Source organism: Fodinibius sp. GM108 (assembly GCF_058386985.1).
The window spans coordinates 1-18337 of sequence record NZ_JBYEIR010000004.1; the positions used below are offsets into that span (position 1 = coordinate 1).

17 protein-coding genes are annotated in these 18337 nt (G+C 42.3%); 10 read left to right on the forward strand and 7 right to left on the reverse strand.

Translation table 11 applies throughout. The features are described 5' to 3' along the window. Positions 1-82: 82 nt before the first annotated feature. From ACT3ID_RS07965 to ACT3ID_RS07975, 3 genes are all read right to left on the reverse strand, one after another. Entirely contained in the window at positions 83-700 is a 618-nt protein-coding gene (locus ACT3ID_RS07965) for a hypothetical protein (RefSeq protein ID WP_491541481.1), read from the reverse strand. A 157-nt stretch (positions 701-857) separates the two neighbouring features. Next, positions 858-1721 (reverse strand): toll/interleukin-1 receptor domain-containing protein, encoded by an 864-nt coding sequence (locus ACT3ID_RS07970; RefSeq protein WP_491541482.1) that lies wholly within the window; start codon positions 1719-1721, stop codon positions 858-860. Between the two features lie 327 nt (positions 1722-2048). After that, the gene (locus tag ACT3ID_RS07975) at positions 2049-3059 is read right to left on the reverse strand and encodes a Vgb family protein (RefSeq protein WP_491541483.1); all 1011 of its coding nucleotides are present in this window, start codon (positions 3057-3059) and stop codon (positions 2049-2051) included. 355 nt (positions 3060-3414) lie between these two features. Here ACT3ID_RS07975 and ACT3ID_RS07980 point away from each other — a divergent pair, with 355 nt between their 5' ends. Then, entirely contained in the window at positions 3415-3852 is a 438-nt protein-coding gene (locus ACT3ID_RS07980; RefSeq protein ID WP_491541484.1) for an Hsp20/alpha crystallin family protein, read from the forward strand. A gap of 218 nt (positions 3853-4070) precedes the next feature. On the opposite strand, the gene ACT3ID_RS07985 is transcribed toward ACT3ID_RS07980, so the two are convergent. After that, positions 4071-4643 carry an RNA 2'-phosphotransferase gene (locus ACT3ID_RS07985; protein ID WP_491541485.1) on the reverse strand — a complete coding sequence of 191 codons (573 nt, stop codon included), beginning with the start codon at positions 4641-4643 and terminating at the stop codon, positions 4071-4073. Positions 4644-4738: 95 nt separating this feature from the next. Continuing rightward, a complete protein-coding gene (locus ACT3ID_RS07990; RefSeq protein ID WP_491541486.1) occupies positions 4739-6778 on the reverse strand; it encodes a S9 family peptidase in 2040 nt (679 codons plus the stop codon). 419 nt (positions 6779-7197) lie between these two features. Between ACT3ID_RS07990 and ACT3ID_RS07995 the strand changes: the two genes are divergently transcribed. The 8 genes from ACT3ID_RS07995 to ACT3ID_RS08030 all read left to right on the forward strand — a co-directional run bounded on the left by ACT3ID_RS07995 (position 7198) and on the right by ACT3ID_RS08030 (position 16052). Then, positions 7198-7818 carry an ABC transporter ATP-binding protein gene (locus tag ACT3ID_RS07995; RefSeq protein WP_491541487.1) on the forward strand — a complete coding sequence of 207 codons (621 nt, stop codon included), beginning with the start codon at positions 7198-7200 and terminating at the stop codon, positions 7816-7818. Further along, a complete protein-coding gene (locus tag ACT3ID_RS08000; RefSeq protein ID WP_491541488.1) occupies positions 7818-8609 on the forward strand; it encodes an ABC transporter permease in 792 nt (263 codons plus the stop codon). The genes ACT3ID_RS07995 and ACT3ID_RS08000 overlap by 1 nt, the downstream gene beginning before the upstream one ends. A 60-nt stretch (positions 8610-8669) precedes the next feature. Continuing rightward, positions 8670-9080 (forward strand): TonB-dependent receptor plug domain-containing protein, encoded by a 411-nt coding sequence (locus ACT3ID_RS08005; RefSeq protein ID WP_491541489.1) that lies wholly within the window; start codon positions 8670-8672, stop codon positions 9078-9080. Between the two features lie 718 nt (positions 9081-9798). Further along, a complete protein-coding gene (locus ACT3ID_RS08010) occupies positions 9799-10485 on the forward strand; it encodes a response regulator transcription factor (RefSeq protein WP_491541490.1) in 687 nt (228 codons plus the stop codon). Beyond that, entirely contained in the window at positions 10482-11744 is a 1263-nt protein-coding gene (locus tag ACT3ID_RS08015) for a sensor histidine kinase (RefSeq protein WP_491541491.1), read from the forward strand. The genes ACT3ID_RS08010 and ACT3ID_RS08015 overlap by 4 nt, the downstream gene beginning before the upstream one ends. A gap of 164 nt (positions 11745-11908) precedes the next feature. Next, entirely contained in the window at positions 11909-14326 is a 2418-nt protein-coding gene (locus tag ACT3ID_RS08020; RefSeq protein WP_491541492.1) for a TonB-dependent receptor domain-containing protein, read from the forward strand. Positions 14327-14650: 324 nt separating this feature from the next. Further along, positions 14651-14866, forward strand: a complete 216-nt coding sequence (locus tag ACT3ID_RS08025; RefSeq protein ID WP_491541493.1) for a hypothetical protein — start codon at positions 14651-14653, stop codon at positions 14864-14866. Between the two features lie 199 nt (positions 14867-15065). After that, entirely contained in the window at positions 15066-16052 is a 987-nt protein-coding gene (locus ACT3ID_RS08030; RefSeq protein ID WP_491541494.1) for a c-type cytochrome, read from the forward strand. 56 nt (positions 16053-16108) lie between these two features. Here the strand turns inward: ACT3ID_RS08030 and ACT3ID_RS08035 are convergent, their stop codons facing one another. After that, a complete protein-coding gene (locus tag ACT3ID_RS08035) occupies positions 16109-16255 on the reverse strand; it encodes a hypothetical protein (protein WP_491541495.1) in 147 nt (48 codons plus the stop codon). A gap of 588 nt (positions 16256-16843) precedes the next feature. After that, positions 16844-17710, reverse strand: a complete 867-nt coding sequence (htpX, locus tag ACT3ID_RS08040; RefSeq protein WP_491541496.1) for a zinc metalloprotease HtpX — start codon at positions 17708-17710, stop codon at positions 16844-16846. A gap of 219 nt (positions 17711-17929) precedes the next feature. Between htpX and ACT3ID_RS08045 the strand changes: the two genes are divergently transcribed. Then, positions 17930-18274: a rhodanese-like domain-containing protein gene (locus tag ACT3ID_RS08045; RefSeq protein ID WP_491541497.1), complete on the forward strand. Its 345-nt coding sequence runs from the start codon at positions 17930-17932 to the stop codon at positions 18272-18274. The last annotated feature ends 63 nt before the right edge of the window (positions 18275-18337 follow it).

Consider the following 18337-nt stretch of genomic DNA (forward strand, 5'->3'; position numbering starts at 1 on the left):
CAAGGATTTATGGAATGAAGGGACGAATACTAGGTGAGGACTGTCTGCTTGACAATTTCCTTTTTAAAGGGGTTAGGCATTGTTACTTTTCTTCTTTAAGCTCATCCATTAATTGGTTGTGCACTTTCTCAAACTTTTCTTTTACATCATAACTACTTCCAGTTAGTCTTTTATTGTATGCTGAAAGTAGGTAATTAACATTTTTTGACCACCAAATCTTAGCTGAGATTAGAAGATCGAATTCATTTTCTTTCACAAATAAATCAGCACTTTTCTTGGGATGTGTGATTCTATTTCTGATGTCAATAGAATCTTGTAATTCTCTCCATCCATTATTTGAAAAATCAATTAAATCCTTTTCACCAGTTAGTTTCTGGAAAATTTTTAGAGTTCGTTTAATATTAGTTTTAGTTGGATGGAAGGTATCTTTTAAAATGACATCATCGTCAGTTTCCTTTGCCCTTTTATTTAAAAGAAAAAGGACTTCATCATTTGAAAGGTCAATAGCACCATTTTTGTAATGAAACAGAGTAGCTACTTTGAATTGATGGCAAGTTCCATCAATATGAGCAAACATAGTTCGAATGAATGCTCGCCATTCATAGGGATAGCCTGTTTTCTGTAAATTTCTGACACATCTGGTGAGATCTTCTTTGAAGATTTTTTGCATCTCAAGGAAGTCAAACCTGTTATTTTTCATACGAGATGATATTTATTGACTTGCCTAACTACATTGCGCATAAGCTGCGTGCAGATCAACGTCGAACTAAAAACAAAATGTACTACAGAAATTGAGGAACTAAAAATTCGGCAGGGTAGGGCGAGGCACGTCCGCTTAATGCGCTGGTTAGCAAGCTTTAATTATTTATTTTTTTACTTACTGCTTTGTTTATTTCATTTTCAGCACGGCGCTTTAATCGATTAAATTTCATATGAACTTCTTCCATCCTTTCTAGCATTTTATCTTTAAAAGAAGACCCCCAGTAAGAACTTCCTTCATTTAATATGTAATGTAATGCATGGAATATTCTGTCAATTGGAGGTTCAATTCTTGATACATTTTTAGGATCAGACTCATCCAAAATTTCTTCAATACTGACTATTACATCAGAAAATGCTGCAGGCTCAAAGAAATCTCCTTCCTTATTTTTCTTAGCTATCGAAAGTTCACGAGATAAGAATAAAATTTCTTCAAGTATATCTCGATCAGTTCTTAGATCTTTGCTATCATCGATTTCTGCCTTTTTTATAGCTTCCGATATTTTTTCTTCTAAGTCTGGCCACCATTTATTAAAGACACTATCTAAAACACTGTCATCGAGCTTTTGGTCGTCTAACTCATTGTTAATCATTTTAATTACCTTCTTCATTTCAGACTTAGAAAATTTAGCAGCCTGAAATTGAACAAGTGGACCTTCGATATCTGAAGGATCAATTCCAAAAAGTAGAGGGCAAACTTTTGATTTTTCTAAATTCTTGGAGAGGGCCCCAGCTTCGAACATAACCCATGGGCTATTAAGATTTTCTTGAGTTAAACATATTATCCCAATTTTTGATTGGTCTAACTCTTTGGAAATTTCACTATTCCATCTAGTACCTTTGGATACATCATCAGGTGAATAATAAGGTTTTGCAGCTTGGATAACTCCAGGTATCCATTGTCTAAAAATGTCTGCAATTGACTTTGATAAATCCCCTGACCAACTAATAAATATTTTCATAAGTGAATTTGAATTAAAAAAGTTTCTATTAAGCTTGCTAACCTATAATTATCGCAACAAGCCTGGTACATAATAACATTATGCTGCAGGCTTCATATATCTCAAATAATCGGTTTAAATACAAATAGCGTATTATTTGCCGATATTATGCGACGTGGCACGCCGCTCTTGTTGATATAACATGTTGACATAACATTCCCGCATACATCAAAAAAGAGTGGGTAAAACAACGACAAATAATCTCTTGATGAGCTGGATCCTCCCCAAAAAGTGGTTGGCAAATTAATTCACCGGACGGCGATTCCAGCCGCCCGATGAAAAATGTATCTATTGAATTTGAGCTCTGCCGAGGTAGTTGGTGTCGGTACCGAACCAGATAGAATTGGTCGGCTCATGGAACACCATATGCCGCACCGTTCCTCCGCCGCTCTCGATCTCTGTAGAGCTTACAAACTCTTTTGTTTCGGTATCAAATCCTACAAACAGGTTGGGATCAACACCCGTCTCAACCAGCCAGATACGATCCTGGTCATCAACGGTCACGGCATAGGGTCGTGATTCTTCACCCGAAGGCATTGGCCATTCTTCGAACGATTCGTCATTTGGATTGTACTGGCCAATATATCCGCGGGCATAATCGCCGTACCAGGTTGATCCGTCGGATGTCTGTGCCAGGCGCCGCGGACGTGCATCTTTATTGGGCAGCTCGATCTCTTTCAGCTCCATCGTCTCGGGATCCACGGTGGCCAGCTTGTTTGTACCAAACAGGCAGATCCAAGGCCGCTCCTGGTTTTGATCCATGATAATACCATACGGACGAGCCCGCTGCGTTGGCACTTCAATAATTTCGGGCTCACCGCTTTCTACATCCAGCTTGCCAACCGAGTTAGCACCCTGTGAAGTAAACCATAGATCACCATCTTTATTAAAGGCCATCGTATGCGGATCGCGGGCGCTGTTGTCATCCGGCATCATATACTTTTTAATATCACCATTTTCCGGATTAACAGTGCCGATATGATTGGCCCGGTTACCGGCATACCAGGGCGTGCCTTCATCATCGACAACAACGGTATGCGGACCCGCGCCGTCTTCGAGATCAAACTTCTGAAACTCCTCGGTATCGGGATCAAACTCCGCCACATAATGAGACCGCTGGCCTACAAACCAGATATCACCATCCGGCGCTACATAAGGGTCGCGCGGCCTCGATTCTTCCCACGGTACCTCCCATTCGGTGATGGTGACATCAACCAGAGGCTCCTCAGATGATCCCGTAAAAACAAATACTGCCACACCAACTGCTATTAAAACAAAAACCGTGATTATTTTTTTCATAACTAGACAGTTTTATTAACTATTTAAAAAATCATGAAGCACTGACAATGATTATTAGGTAAATCTGCTTTCATATATAGTATAATTAAAGCCGGACATCTCTGAAACGTTTAGCCGGGTAAAATTTATTTAATTTCAGTTTGTAAATTGCCTCTGCATATCCGGCTGTCGTTTTTACAGACAAAGTTTGTCAAAAATTAAGCTGCAGGAACTAAAATTTTGCCAAAATTACAAGTACATCTTGGTTGGCACAGGGTTTGTAATAAACAACAGTGAAGCGTGATGGACGTCCATCACACTCATGAGTAACTAGTAAACTGCTAAATGAAAACTTTAGGAGGTAATAGCTATGCTGATGAGAAGAAACACAACAAACTTTCCGACATTATTCAACGATCGAAACCGTTCAACACTTCGATTCTCTGATATGTTGGACGAAATAATGGAAGATGCATTCTCGTGGAGCAAAGGTACGTTTGTTCCTGAACTCAATGTTTATGAAACAGAAAAAGAGTTCGAGATAACACTGGCTCTTCCGGGAATGCGCAAGGAAGACATCAACATTAGCTTTGAAAACAATACAATAACTATTAGCGGTGAACGCGAACTGAAAGAAGAGGAAGGTACCAAGTACCATCGCATTGAAAGTCGTTTCGGCAAGTTCGAGCGTTCACTGCCACTGCCGAACGTGATTGATGAAGAAAACATTGACGCCACTTATGAAAATGGCGTATTGACGGTCACTGTGCCTAAGATCAAAGAAAAAGCAGGCAAAAAGATAGAGGTCAAATAACCTGTAATTACAGACATCATTAATCGAAAGCCGTGGTCTGCACCACGGCTTTTTTATTTTGAGAGATCCAGTTAGGAAAACTCCGTTGGTCGGGAGCAGAGCTACCCTCCCAACTCATAGACTAGTAAGAATATAAGAAGGATTATTTATCAGTAGCGCGCGATTTAAATCGCGCGCTATAAATAAATGCTGGAACTCGGATAGAGATTTCCTAATAATTACTTGACCTCCAGAAATTCCGGAGGTACATTTTTTGTCAACCAGATGCACGGCTCACTGTCAGACTGATAAAAATGATAGCCCTCCCTGCACATCTTCTTCGCAGGCACTTTTAATATTACCGGCTTACCATGTCGACTACCTACAAATTGTGCATCATCCGACATAATGGATAAATGCACAAAGTTCCGACTTCCTGGCTGAATGCCATCAGCAAGTATGGAAGATAGGTTTTTCTTGGCCGTACCATGGTAAAGCTCATCCGGCGGCACAGATGGATTTAGTTCCAAATTCACTTCAATGGAGTGGCCGTATCCCGCGCGAATGTATTCTCCGTCATCGCTAAGAATAAAACGCTGTTTCGAACCATTTGCCATAATTTGTTTTAAATCATTTCGCGAAATAGGTCGGCCGTGCATCTCTGCTTTCTCAATTAATTCATCAACGTTGGCCCAACCATTCTCATCCAGCTCTAACCCGATTTCCTCAGGATGATGGCGCAGTAAATAGCTGAGAAATTTGCTGGTGGATACAAGATCGGTAGAAATTGCCATGGTCATTACTTCTCTCATTACTTCTCCTTTAACAGCCTTATCTCTTAAACAATAACAGCGTGGGCGTCAATTCCCACACTATTAGCTGTTATAGGGATTTATTCAGGGCAAACTTAATTTCTCACAACGTTATCCACCTCAAGTTTGACCTCCGGCGGCTCACCACCTTCTCCTTTAAGATACTTGTCAAACCAGCGCATCATACGCAGATTGTAATCCAAACGCGCCGTAGAATTTACATTTCCGTGCCCTTCGCCCGGATACAGTACCAGTCGTACCGGCGTATCAGTACGTGTTTTTATATGACGATACATTTCGTAAGATTGACTTGGACTAACCCGAGTATCTTCTTTACCGTGCATAATCAAGAGCGGCGTTTGTGCCTGTCCGGCATAGTAGATCGGGCTGCGCTCCAGAAATCCCTGGTAATCTTCCCAAATTCGCTCGCGTGCATGCACCAGATATAACTCCTCAGGAATATCGCTGGTGCCCCATTTTGAAATGTTATTACTGATTCCGACAAACATTACGCCGCCCGCGAAACGATCAGTATAGCGTGTAGACATCCAGCCGGTGGCATATCCTCCATACGACCCACCGGTAACACCAACTTTGGAAGAATCAACCAGTCCTACGTCTATCAGCTCATCAACGCCCGCGACGATATCGTCAAATTCAGCTCCCGCCAGATCACCCTGGCTGCTTTTAAGAAACTCTTCTCCGCGACCGGTGCTTCCGCGATAGTTCGGGTAAAAGACAAAGTAACCTTTCCCGGCAGCAATTTGTCCGGGATCGGAATAGCTGGTTACCCAACCATCGTTGTAGTGGCTTTCAGGTCCGCCATGTACCACGGTTATCATGGGATATTGCTGCCCCTCTTCAAAATCTGTGGGATATACTAGGATACCCTGTAGCTCCATTCCATCTTCTGCCGTCCAGCGCACTGCTTCTTGCTGGCCAAGCTGCAGATCATCCAGCCAGGGATTACTATTTGTTATTCTAACCAACTCTTCCGTCTCGTCGAGGCGATACAGCTCGTAGGGATGATTGGCAGAGTTACCTGCAAAAATGGTAGTCCCATCAGAGGCACGCGCAAACTCTGAAAGATTTACTGATCCTCTGTCGATAATTGTACTTTTGTTTGTACCGTCTGCACTAATGCTTCCGTACGTAGACCAAACGCCCTCACTTGTAATATAGTGGAGACTGTCATTGTCAGTCCATCTAATCTGCTCAAACATTCCCTCGTATTGTGGTTGAAGCTGGGTCGGCTCTCCACCCTCAGAGGACACAACGAGCAGGCGTCCGGCTATAGGATCATGAACGTCGGCGGCAGCAAGCATTGCAAGCTGCTCTCCATTGGGACTCCATTGAATGTCGCCTAATTTTCCTTCGTGGTCTACCTCTCCGAGTACTTCTTCACCTTCCCGATTAATGATCATTACCTTTTGACTCATATAAAAGTCATCGACCAGGGGAGTGGGAGCTACCGCTATAGCTAATCGTTCCCCATCAGGACTCCATTCCATCTGATAGATAGAGCCATCAACCTGAACCTGTTTTGGATCCTGATCTCTTGAATCAACATCTTTTATATAACCGCGACGTTGTTTCAAATTCTCTTCGTAAATTTCGGGATGGTATGGTAGTGAAGATCTTTCATATGTAATGGTATCTTCGGCCATAAATGCCAGATGACTGCCATCCGAAGCCCAGGAGTAAGAAGCGATTGAAGTTTTAAATGAAAATAGCTGTTGCGCCTCCCCCCCGTCCAACGAAATTTCATAAAGACTTGTCGGCTCGTCTGAGGCCCGATTTGCGAGAAATGTTATAGAATTGCTGTTTGGCCGAAAAGCTATGTCACTCACACTCATAGCCGTTACAAATGCCGTTGTACTGTCATTCCGCAAATCAGCAAGATATAAATAGTTATTGGCCGGCTTATTTTCTTCTGTAGGATCAGCCTGTACCCTTACCGTATATGCAGCCTGATCGCCTGAAGGCGCTATAGCAATTTCATTCACCTCTTTCATTTTGGCCAGCTGCATCGGCGTTAAACCGCCTGAACTCGATTGAGCCAGGACATAGGCCGGTAACATCAAGCCGAATATCAAGAATGACAACAGCAATTTTCGTAATGACTTGGATCGCATAGTAGACCTCTCATTTTTGTTCAAGTTGAAAGGGGATATTTGCAACAGAATTTCCTGAATCACAGCTTTTATTATCAAACATCTTGATTCTCTTTTTGGAGCAGTTACTCTCTGCTGATAGGAATCTGTAAATTGGATCCCGTAATCAAAAATATAAGTATAGTAATTACTGATAAAAAAGACATCCTTTATACAGGGCTACCTATAGTATATGATTGTACATACAATTAAATTTACGAATATCCTTTAGCAAAGCTTAAACATTTCAGAGAACTCTCAACATATGGTTTTTGGTCGATGGTTCATGAAATGAGCACTGATTTTGCTATGTTTCCCGGCAGCCTCTTTCTGTTTATTGAAGGAGGCTGAAAATGCTCGATCGTCCGCACATTATCAAAAACTGAAAGTAATCAGTTCCTTTGTCTAAAATTCCAAACATATCATTTCGGGACGTAAGCTTTAGTATCGACAGTGAACAAGTGCTCGATCATTTTTCGTTTATAGCTGATCCGCACAAACACACCGTTATAAAAGGAGAGTCCGGATCGGGAAAAAGCACGATTCTCACGCTTTTATTAGGATTCAACAAGCCCGATTCCGGAACTATATCGCTTGGTAACTCAGATTGGAATACCCAGACTCTTCGCCGCCACACGGCCTGGCTGCCGCAGGATTTGAATATGGGAGATGGACAAGTCAGAGAAGTGATAGCCAACCCCTTTAAATTCGCGGCAAATCAATCCGCCCAAAAAAACCTGCGACAACAAACCAGCATATTACAACAGCTGGGGTTAAGGCCAGAAACATTGGATAAACAGTTTCGGGATCTTTCTACGGGCCAGAGGCAGCGTGTGGGGTTGGCTATCTGCCACATGTTAGATAAGCCACTAATGTTACTCGATGAACCGACATCTGCACTCGATCACAGGTCAAAACAAAAAGCCGCCGAGCTGTTACTAACCCCGGACCGGACTATCATTTCCACTTCGCATGATTCGTTCTGGGTAAATAAAGCTGATAACGTAATAGAACTAAACTGATGGAAATAATTGATCTAAGCTGGCTGCAACTGGGTATCGGATTTTTAATTTTGGTACTGCCCGCCTATATCCTTTGGAAATATAATACCGGCTTAAATAGAAAACTGCTTATCGCTTCAATACGAATGGTATTGCAGCTACTTTTTGTGGGATACTACCTGGAGTATTTATTCGAATATGACAACCCGTGGATTAATGCCGCCTGGATTTTCATAATGGTAGCCGTAGCAGATGTTGCCACCGTTGACCGCAGCAATTTGCGCCAAAAAGCCAAGGTTCTGATTCCCATTTTTGCAGCCACATTTTTGGGAATTATTGTTATCGATCTCTTCTTTCTGGAAGCAGTTATCCAACTGCCTAAATTTTTAGCAGCTCAGTATACCATCCCTATAACCGGGATGGTGCTGGGCAACTGTTTGCGTAGTAATGTTATAGGGATTAATGCGTTCTATTATAGCCTGGATGAACACAAAGAACGTTATCAATTTTATCTTTCCTGTGGAGCACAACGATCCGAAGCTCTAAAGTCTTTTATCAGTGAAGCGCTCCAGAAATCTGCAAATCCAACATTGGCCTCGATGGCAACTATTGGATTGGTATCACTTCCAGGTATGATGACCGGACAGATCTTGAGCGGCAGCTCACCGCTTATTGCTATTAAATATCAAATCATGATTATGGTAGCAATCTTCTCCGGGACAGTACTTTCGGTTTTCCTGGGGATTTTCTTTACCAACTACTTTGTGTTTAAGGATACAGATATGCTGGATGAATCAATTCTCAAAAAATAGATATTACCTAAACAGTTTGTTAACTTAATCAGGAGATTCTTTAAACCAGCCCTTACTGTTATGAAACTATGTAATATCTTATACTCGGTCATTTTGGTGGGATTTTTAGCTGTAGCCGTGGGCTGTTCATCCAGTGGCGGCGCAGCAACCCAAGAAAATTCAAAAAAATATAGCGGCGAAGAAAACTGGACTCTCAGGGATTATCTGAGAAGGGAAAGTTCGGTACGCCTTACCGGCTCTAAAGGAAGCACCAGGGTTATTATACGCGGAGAAAGTTCATTGGTGAATCCAAGCACTCAGCCCTTATTTGTCATAGATGGTCAAAAAGCAGGACGGGATTTTAACTCTGTAAATGAAATGCTTGCTGAAGGAGAAATTAATTACATTGAAGTGTTGCCACCCTCTAGAGCGGCACAATATGGCATGGAGGGGAATTACGGAGTTATCCGCATTTATACTGGTGATGAATGACTAACCAGCCTTGGTTTACTTCTTTATTACTGATTGCCGCAGCTGTTGCCATGACAGAGCTATGTGCCTGAGACATACAGGAAATACTATTTAATCAGTTAGTTAGACTGCTAGTGGTAAGCAACCTTTGGTGGAACGTCGTTTTCCTGGTTAGTGAGACACAACTCCCCATATTTCACAAATTGATCAATCTCACCCATCTTGTACAAGTACTGCGCGATACCGATCCCTTTTTGTTATAAACGATATGAATCCGTTCTGTTGAGGGGATGCACGACCTGCTATTTTCGAAGAGGCAAGCCGCCAGCATTTTTTGGATCTGAAACCGGTTCGCAGCAAAGCTTTGTGCAATTGCCACTAACAACATGAATCCAGTCCATGAATTGTACAGCGGGCGCGATATTTAAAGGCGAATCGTGAAAAGTGAAGCAAGCTCAGTTAAAAAAGGATTTACAGCTAAGTCATTTATTAGCGATAAGAAATTAAATTGCAGAAGCAGATGGATGCATCCTATACTAAAAACGCAATCTTCGGATTTTTTGATATACAATTTTTACTGTATGCTTATCACACTCACTAGCAGGAGTTGAGAACTATACAGATGTATGTTCATATATTACACTAATAACAGAAAATATTTTCTTTAAAAGGTCTCTATAGATGCAGTATATCTAAAAGCTTCAACTTTGCTTCAAAATCATCTATTATGTTCTGATATATGAAACTTTTAATTATTGAAGATAACGAAGATCTTCTGCAGAATATCCGTACTTATCTTAAGCGGGAAGGGTATATCTGTGAGGCGGCCAAGTCCTACAAAGAGGCTTTTAATAAAATAATGTCGTACACCTACGACGTGGTGCTCATCGATATCATGATTCCGGGCGGATCGGGACTGCAGGTTCTTCGGGAGTTAAAATCGGTTAATCCCAAGACAGGCACTATCATCATTTCGGCCAAGAATGCACTTGATGATAAAGTACAAGGCCTGGAGCTAGGGGCCGATGATTATATTACCAAACCGTTTCAGTTGCCTGAACTGCATGCGCGTATCAAAGCTGTCAATCGCCGGAATCAGCGTGATGGACAAGAGATCTTAACCGTCAATGAAATTACTATCAATACCGACACCATGGAGGTCAGGGTAAATGATACTATTGTCGATCTAACTCCTAAAGAGTTTGATTTGCTGCTGTACTTTGCCTCAAACAAAAACCATGTTCTGTCGAAACAAACCATTGCTGAACATTTGTGGGGCGATTATGTTGATCATCTGACGAATTTGGATTTTGTATATCAGCATATCAAAAATCTGCGTAAAAAATTAGAGGAGGCCGGCGCCGAAAATTATATAGAAAGTGTTTATGGCATCGGATATAAATTCAAAGTTACAAATCCCGTATGAAGCTGACTACTAAATTTGTGCTGATCTATATAGTGGTTACCATTCTTGTACTGGGAATCGGTGGCTATATTTCCTATTTCGTTATAAAAGGAGAAATGGATAATGAACTCAAATGGCGATTTATTGACCGCGTTGATCGCGTAACCTACCTGATGGAGCGTGGCAAGATGTTTCACAAACGAGGAGGTGACCAGGAAGACAGAAATATGAAAGTTACACAGCTTCCGAACAAGGTAGAACCAAGGGTTGAAATTCGTGATACTCTTGTATGGAATGAGCGGCTGCAACAGGAAGAAACCAATTTAAAATTGGTGGCCCATCGTAATGTTGGTGGCAATTCATATCGTATTGCGATCCATGGGGCTTTGGTTGAATCAGATGACATCACGGAAGCTGTTACAGAAATTTTACTATGGATTCTTGGGATGCAGGTTATCGGAGCTATTGGTGTGGGATTTATAGTATCGAATCGTCTCTTTAAACCTTTCAGAGATACACTAGACCGCATTAAAAGTTTTACTCTGCAGGATAAAGAACCTATTGAATCCGAAAAGACAAACGTTAAAGAGTTTGATGATCTGAATAGATTTATAGAGGATATGACTCGAAAAGCGGTAGCTGACTATATCAACTTGAAAGAATTTGCAGAAAATGCTTCTCATGAGTTACAGACCCCGCTTTCGATTATAAAAGGAAAATTAGAGCTACTGACAGAAACAGACCTTTCACCCGAACAATATAAATATGTAGAAGACAGTCACCGATCTATAAAAAAACTGTCGCGACTTAGCGAATCTTTGGCGCTGCTTACCAAAATTGAGAATCATGAATTTACCGAGACGGAAGAAGTCAATTTTACTAAGTTGATTAGAGAGAGTACGCAATCTTTTGATGAATTCATCAAGCTTAATGGGTTGAATGTTGAAACAGAACTCGAAGAAGAGGTAACAGTAGAAATGCATCCTGTGCTGGCTGATATCCTCTGGACCAACTTATTTCAAAACGCTATCAAGCATAATGTAGAGGGAGGAAGTATCAGGATTGAACTCACGGAGGAAAACCTCACTATTTCCAATACTGGTAATCCGCTGGAAACAGATCCCGATGAGCTATTCGGGCGATTTAAAAAAGATGATCAGAACACTGCTTCTATCGGACTTGGCCTTTCTATAGTCAAGCGGATTATCGATCAGAACAATTATCAAATCTTCTATGACAATGAGGAAGATTGGCATCAAATAAGAGTCAATTTTCAATAAGCAGAATCCCTGTCCTGTACCTCATATGTACATGTAAATAATTGTTATAAAGTGACCGGTCCGGGAAATCTTCAATTTTCCTTCAGGTTTCGTACAACGTTGACATAAGTTCGTTTGTTAGATTCAATTCGAACTCAAAAAAATACTTAAAACTGATTCATCTGATGAAAAAGCTATCCGCATTTTTCGCACTCCTGCTTTTTTCCGGAAGTACCCTGTTTGCGCAATCTGATAAAGCGACAGTTAACGGAACCTTAATAGATCCGGATGGTGAGCCTATACAATCTGCTTCGGTTGCAATTTATGACTCAACTGAATCGGATATTATAACCGGAGTGGCGAGCGATGAATCCGGAAGTTTTGAAATTGAGTTGGACCCCGGCAGTTATGTACTCAAAATAACCTATGTATCTTATGGTGCAGTTACACATTCGTTTGAGGTTTCGGAGGGAGAGATTTTAGATTTAGGGGAAATTGAAATGGCACAAACCTCCCAAACCCTTGACGAGGTAGTAATCCGGGGTGAACGTTCGCAAATGGAGATGAGTTTTGATCGAAGGGTTTTTAACGTAGGTCAGGATATTACCAGCCTGGGTGGTTCAGCTGTGAATGTTTTAGATAATGTTCCGTCTATCAGCACTGACATTGACGGAAATATCAGTCTGCGTGGTAATGAGTCGGTGCGTGTGCTAATTAATGGAAAGCCTTCGAGCATGGTTAGCGGAGATGTTGATGCACTGCGAAGCATACCGGCTACAATGATTAAAGAAGTAGAAATTATTACGAATCCTTCCTCGAAGTATGCAGCTGAAGGCTCCGCCGGTATTATTAATATTATTCTAACGGACAATCAGGAACTTGGACTCAACGGAAGTGCCAGCGCTGGCGGCGGGTATCCTGAAGAGTATGAAGGATCAATAAACCTTAACTACCGTACAGAAAATGTCAACTGGTTTGCAGACATTGGCGCTGATTACCGCTCTGAACCTGAAAACGGTAACTCATTTCAACGGTTTTCGGGGCCGGATACAACATATATGTATCGCGAACAGACCGATGCCTATGAATCAGAAATTGACGGCGACTTTCGCTTTGGAGCTGACTTCTACCTTTCTGATAGTGAAGTCCTGACCGCCAGTAGTTATATCAGCCTTGAGCAAGAGACCAACGATGAAGATATGCTTTATACTGATATGGAATATTCTGAAGGAGCATTCAGCGGCGATGTATTGCAACGCATCAACAGGAATACTGAAGAGGAGGGCGAAGAAAGTAATTTTGACTTTAATCTTGAATATGAAAATAAAATCGAGGGTGATGAGCATAAGCTGGTAGCTGATGCAAGTTTCGACATCAGTCGGGAAAACGCCAAAACCAACATAGAAGAAATTATTCAAGAAGGGACGGCGGACCCACTTCAGCAGCGTGCAGAGGATACGGAAGAAGAAATGGATCTGCGATTTAATGCCGAATATGAACGGCCACTGGGCGCAGATGGAAAGTTGGAAGCCGGGCTCCGAAGCGACACTGAGTGGATGGATACCGGATACAATGCAGAAACACTGGTTAACGGAAGCTGGCAGTCAGAACCAGCTTATACGCAGAACTTTCTCTATATGGAAAATGTAAATGCGGCCTATATAACTTTAGGCAATGAGTTTGGCGATTTTTCAGGGCAACTCGGCTTGCGTGTCGAAAACACGAATATCCGCACAGAAATAAAAGACACGGGCGATGTAAATGAGCAAAAATATATCGGCCTGTTCCCCAGCGTGTTCTTAAACTATTCATTCAACGAGCAGCAATCGGTACAGATAAGCTACAGTCGTCGGCTGCGACGGCCGTGGTCCCGATCATTGTTACCGGGTATAGATTTTGATGATAATCGAAGTCAATTTACTGGGAATCCCAATTTGACGCCGGAATACAGCAATTCATACGAAGCAGGTTATTTGCACTACTGGGAGACGGGATCGCTGCTAACCAGCTTTTACTATCGCTATCGGACAGACGTAATCGAAGATATCACTGAACAAAGAAATGGAGTCCAGTTTCGATTCCCCATCAACTTTGCCAGTGAAAAAGCATGGGGCGTTGAATTTTCAGCTGACCAGGAGATTGCTGACAGATTCACAATAACGGGGAATGCTAATCTATTCCGGTCTCATACAGATGGGAGCTATCAGGATTATGTATTTAGTAGTGAATCAGAAAATTTTCAGAGCCGTATGCGTCTGCGATGGGAGATAGTTGACGGATTAAATTATCAAGCCTCTATGCGCTACCGCGGACCAAGTGATACACCGCAAGGTTCGCGCGATGGTATGACGATGATGGATACCGGAATTGCTTACGATGTGTTGGATGGAAGAGCCAAACTTACCTTCAACGTCCGCGATGTATTTAATGCCCAAAATTTCAGCAATACGGTAACAACCGATGGTAATCCTAATACCAATTATTTTGCCCAGCGTGAATTTAGCTGGTCAACTCGTTCCTTCTCTCTGAACTTCCAGTATTTCTTCGGAGGCGGGCAACAAAGTCAACGCGGCGAACGCGGTGGCGGACGAGGTAACTATTGATTCTCCCCCCTGACGGTGGGCGCCTACCCCTGGCGTCTGCCGTCTCTTTTTACTCCGGATGAGGATTAGGTTTTATGCCTCTATTTCCATTTAATCTGGTTGCGTACCTCCGGTGCGCAATCTTATTTAATATTTTATTTCATTCCCAAGCTCCTGACTGGGAATGAATATCTCACAGAACTCTAAACTGTTGACCATCCCGAAACAGGAGCTTCGGAAGAGATGGGTGGGGTGATTTAAAACCTTTCCAGATTATCTTCCTTAAAAATTCAAAAGGAGCTCAAATGTGATTATCTTTGAAAAAAGGAACTAAGCCAATACTACATGAGCTCTGTTATAGATTCATATAAACTTGGGGATATCAGCGTAGAAATCAGTAAAACTGATCATCCACAGAAATTAAAAGTAGATTGCAACGATGGGAACTATCACTCAGAGTTTACCATCCGCGAATATGAATACAAAAATTATAAGCGCCATATGAATCAGCGGATCAAAAACGCTTATGATGATCAATATAAAAACGAGGAGCAAGAGTAACGGCCTAATTTTACCTCTGTTTTATCTTCTGAAGATACTATTCCCTCCTCCGGCCTCTGACTACCGTATTAAATTTTTATAGTACTTCTTGCTTATAATTTAATTACTTGCGTAATTAGTAAATATCCGCTAAAAATTAGAGGATTAACAACATCTTGAGCATTGTCAGTGGATTGATGTATAAATGGGGGATTGAGTGATGAAAAAAGTTTTATTTTCAGTATTGGGAATAATTGTATTGGGGATAGGAGGTGGCGTTATTTATTTATTTGCAGCTTTTCCTAATGTACCGCCACCGCCGCAAATAACCGTGGAAGGAACCGAGGCACAAGTCGAACGGGGTAAATATCTTGCTAATAATGTTGCCGTCTGTATGGACTGTCATTCTACGCGTGATTGGACCAAATTTTCCGGACCCATTCAACCAGGGACATTCGGCAGAGGTGGTGATGTCTTTAATGAAGATATGGGGATGCCCGGCACTTTTTATGCCAAAAATATCACTCCGCATAATCTGGGTGATTGGACAGACGGAGAGATCTATCGCACAATAACAACAGGAGTAACTAAAGATGGCCGGGCGATGTTTCCGGTGATGCCTTATCCCTCTTATAATAAAATGGATCCCGAGGATGTCAAAGCTATTATCGCTTACATTCGTACGCTGGAGCCTATTGAATACAACTCACCTGATTCTAAAGCAAACTTTCCCATGAATTTAATTTTACGCACTATGCCCCAGCCACCCGATCCGATGGATCGTCCTGATCCGGCAGATTCAATAGCCTATGGGAAATATTTAGTTACCATAGGTGGTTGTGCCGATTGTCATACTCCAAGGGATCAGGGAGCTTTTATAGAAGGTATGGACCTGGCCGGGGGATCGGAGTTTAAAGCACCATTTGGCACCGTGCGTTCTTCTAATATTACTCCAGACAAGAAAACAGGTATCGGCAATTGGAGTAAAGAGACATTTGTCCAACGCTTTAAGCAGTACGATGTGCCGGTAGATTCTCTGCACGAGGTGGACGGGAATCAATTTAACACCGTAATGCCGTGGCAGATGTATGCAGGGATGACCAAGCAGGATCTGGAAGCTATCTATGTATATTTACGAAGTGTAGCACCAGTGGAAAACTCCGTAATAAGGTTTACTCCGGCATCGGAAAGAATAGCTTCGGAGTAATTTATCGCAACATCCCGATATCTTCGATGATCGGGTGGGGATTGATCCGCAATCCGTCAGTAGTCGGTCACAATCGGGTGCGGGATGACGTTATGCAGGTCTTTCCCTGTTTCCCCTCGTTCCGAAACTCCTGCTTCGGAACGACTCTTATGAAGCTCTGCTTCCACGCAAATAAATACATTCCCAAGCAGGAGCTTGGGCATCAGGTAACCAATTCACTTTTTATGATTATTCCCTGTTGTCTAATGCCTGAAGATGAATCATCAGGCTAAGAATATAAAAATCGAAGCTCACTTTAAGTGAGCTTTTAATATATAAGTTTTACCCACGGATTCATCCGTGGGTAAAAGTAACCGTTGAAAATTCTGGCCGAAACAACTGGAATCCTGCCCTTTTTAAAACAGCTACGCCAGCCATCGGATTAGGATCTGGTGCAAAAGCTGTACTAAATGCCTCTAAAGAAAAATTGCTGCAGATGCTGAAGAGAGCCTGAGTCAAGTTCAGAACCGGGCGTGACATGAATAGTTTCCGTTACGCATCAGAGGTACGGAATGAGAATTAAGTGGTGGAATCAGTTCTTCGTTGTGAAGCTCCGCCTACAACAGAAACTACATTCCCAAGCAGGAGCTTGGGCATTAGGTAAGAGGTGTACAAATTCATTTTTTATGATTATTCCCTGTTGCCTATTGCCTGAAGATGAATCATCAGGCTAAGAATATAAAAATCGAAGCTCACTTTAAGTGAGCTTTTATTATATAAGTTCTAGCCCACGGATTCATCCGTGGGATCGGCTAGTCAAACTGGTATTCGCCCGTTCTTGCCATATGCATCAGCCGCTCCACCCGGTCTTCGGTCTCAGGGTGGGTAGAGAACAAGCTCATAAATTGTCCGCCGCTAAACGGATTCACCGGAAACATATGTGAGGTCGATCGCATAGCAGTGTCCGATACCTGCATCGGAATCTGCTGTGCAGCTTTTTCGATCGTCTGCAGTGCTGAAGCCAGCTGTTGTGGTTCTCCACTTATTTCGGCTCCCACGCGGTCTGCTTCATATTCACGGGTACGACTAATTGCTGCTTGTAACATTGTGGCGGCAATAGGCGCCGTAATTAAGACAATCAGCGCTACCAGTGGGTTCGAGCCACGGTCATTACCTCCAATCGGGATAAAATATGCGAATTGAGCTAACATCGTCAGTGCACTCACAACAGTTGTGACAATAGTTTGCGTTAGAATATCCCGATTTTGGATATGAGCCAGCTCGTGGGCAATGACTCCGCGAAGCTGCCGCTCATCCAGGGCTTGTAAAATTCCCCGGGTTACAGCTACAGCCGAATTCTCGGGATTTCGCCCGGTAGCGAAAGCGTTGGGCTGTTGTTGTGGGATGATATATACAGCCGGCATCGGCAGATCAGCCTTCCGGGCCAACTCCTCGATCATACCATAAAGTTTGGGATGTGAATTGCGATCTACCGGCTGGGCATCATACATCCGCAGCACAATCTTATCTGATTTCCAATAGCTGACAAAGTTCATAACCATTGCCAAAATAAAGGCTATAATCAATCCCGTTGAGCCGCCCAGGACCTGGCCTACCAGCATGAAAAGTACCGCGGCCAACGTCATTAAGAAGACTGTCCGTAAACTATTTCTGTTCATTGCTGTCACTAATAATTTTTTGTTCAGGTTTTATCATATCTAAAACGTAATATCTACAGCTTTGTTTTAGTTCTAAAACAATATTTACGTTTAAAAATGTTCGCTTGTTGCTACTTTCCGAGAGTGCATCTTTATGGAATGGCAATGCCTCTTCAGCTTGTTTAATGATGCTGTATTTGTGAGAACAAATATGGAACCAAATCTACAGAGGTGATTACTATGCCACTTACGATGCAACGCATATCAGCAGAAGATCTCCATACTCGAATGACGAGTACAGATCGTCCTGTTTTAATTAATGCGTTATCGGAAGAAGCCTTTAAGGCCAAGCGCATCCCAGGCTCTATTAACATCACAGAGCACAACCTTGAATGCGCGCAAAATGTAATTCCTGACAAAGATCAGGATATCGTCGTCTACTGCGCCAACTCAGACTGTGATGCCTCTCCCAAGCTTGCTGAAAAGCTCATGGATATGGGCTACAGCAATGTTTGGGATTTTGAAGAAGGCCTTGCCGGATGGCGGAGCGAAGGCTATCGCCTTGAAGGTACAGACGTAAGTTAAAAATATCACTTTCTGTTTTTTGGGGCCGCGGTGATTACGTTTGCCGCGGCTTTTTTTATTTTA

Excerpts from the sequence above, each read along its gene's own strand:
- ACT3ID_RS08045 (WP_491541497.1), top strand. The coding sequence starts at position 17,930 with ATGCCACTTACGATGCAACGCATATCAGCAGAAGATCTCCATACTCGA.
- ACT3ID_RS08030 (WP_491541494.1), top strand. The coding sequence starts at position 15,066 with ATGAAAAAAGTTTTATTTTCAGTATTGGGAATAATTGTATTGGGGATA.
- htpX (WP_491541496.1), bottom strand. The coding sequence starts at position 17,710 with ATGAACAGAAATAGTTTACGGACAGTCTTCTTAATGACGTTGGCCGCG.
- ACT3ID_RS08005 (WP_491541489.1), top strand. The coding sequence starts at position 8,670 with ATGAAACTATGTAATATCTTATACTCGGTCATTTTGGTGGGATTTTTA.
- ACT3ID_RS08000 (WP_491541488.1), top strand. The coding sequence starts at position 7,818 with ATGGAAATAATTGATCTAAGCTGGCTGCAACTGGGTATCGGATTTTTA.
- ACT3ID_RS07975 (WP_491541483.1), bottom strand. The coding sequence starts at position 3,059 with ATGAAAAAAATAATCACGGTTTTTGTTTTAATAGCAGTTGGTGTGGCA.
- ACT3ID_RS08035 (WP_491541495.1), bottom strand. The coding sequence starts at position 16,255 with ATGCCCAAGCTCCTGCTTGGGAATGTATTTATTTGCGTGGAAGCAGAG.
- ACT3ID_RS07970 (WP_491541482.1), bottom strand. The coding sequence starts at position 1,721 with ATGAAAATATTTATTAGTTGGTCAGGGGATTTATCAAAGTCAATTGCA.
- ACT3ID_RS07990 (WP_491541486.1), bottom strand. The coding sequence starts at position 6,778 with ATGCGATCCAAGTCATTACGAAAATTGCTGTTGTCATTCTTGATATTC.
- ACT3ID_RS07965 (WP_491541481.1), bottom strand. The coding sequence starts at position 700 with ATGAAAAATAACAGGTTTGACTTCCTTGAGATGCAAAAAATCTTCAAA.
- ACT3ID_RS08010 (WP_491541490.1), top strand. The coding sequence starts at position 9,799 with ATGAAACTTTTAATTATTGAAGATAACGAAGATCTTCTGCAGAATATC.
- ACT3ID_RS08025 (WP_491541493.1), top strand. The coding sequence starts at position 14,651 with ATGAGCTCTGTTATAGATTCATATAAACTTGGGGATATCAGCGTAGAA.
- ACT3ID_RS07980 (WP_491541484.1), top strand. The coding sequence starts at position 3,415 with ATGAGAAGAAACACAACAAACTTTCCGACATTATTCAACGATCGAAAC.
- ACT3ID_RS08015 (WP_491541491.1), top strand. The coding sequence starts at position 10,482 with ATGAAGCTGACTACTAAATTTGTGCTGATCTATATAGTGGTTACCATT.
- ACT3ID_RS08020 (WP_491541492.1), top strand. The coding sequence starts at position 11,909 with ATGAAAAAGCTATCCGCATTTTTCGCACTCCTGCTTTTTTCCGGAAGT.
- ACT3ID_RS07985 (WP_491541485.1), bottom strand. The coding sequence starts at position 4,643 with ATGAGAGAAGTAATGACCATGGCAATTTCTACCGATCTTGTATCCACC.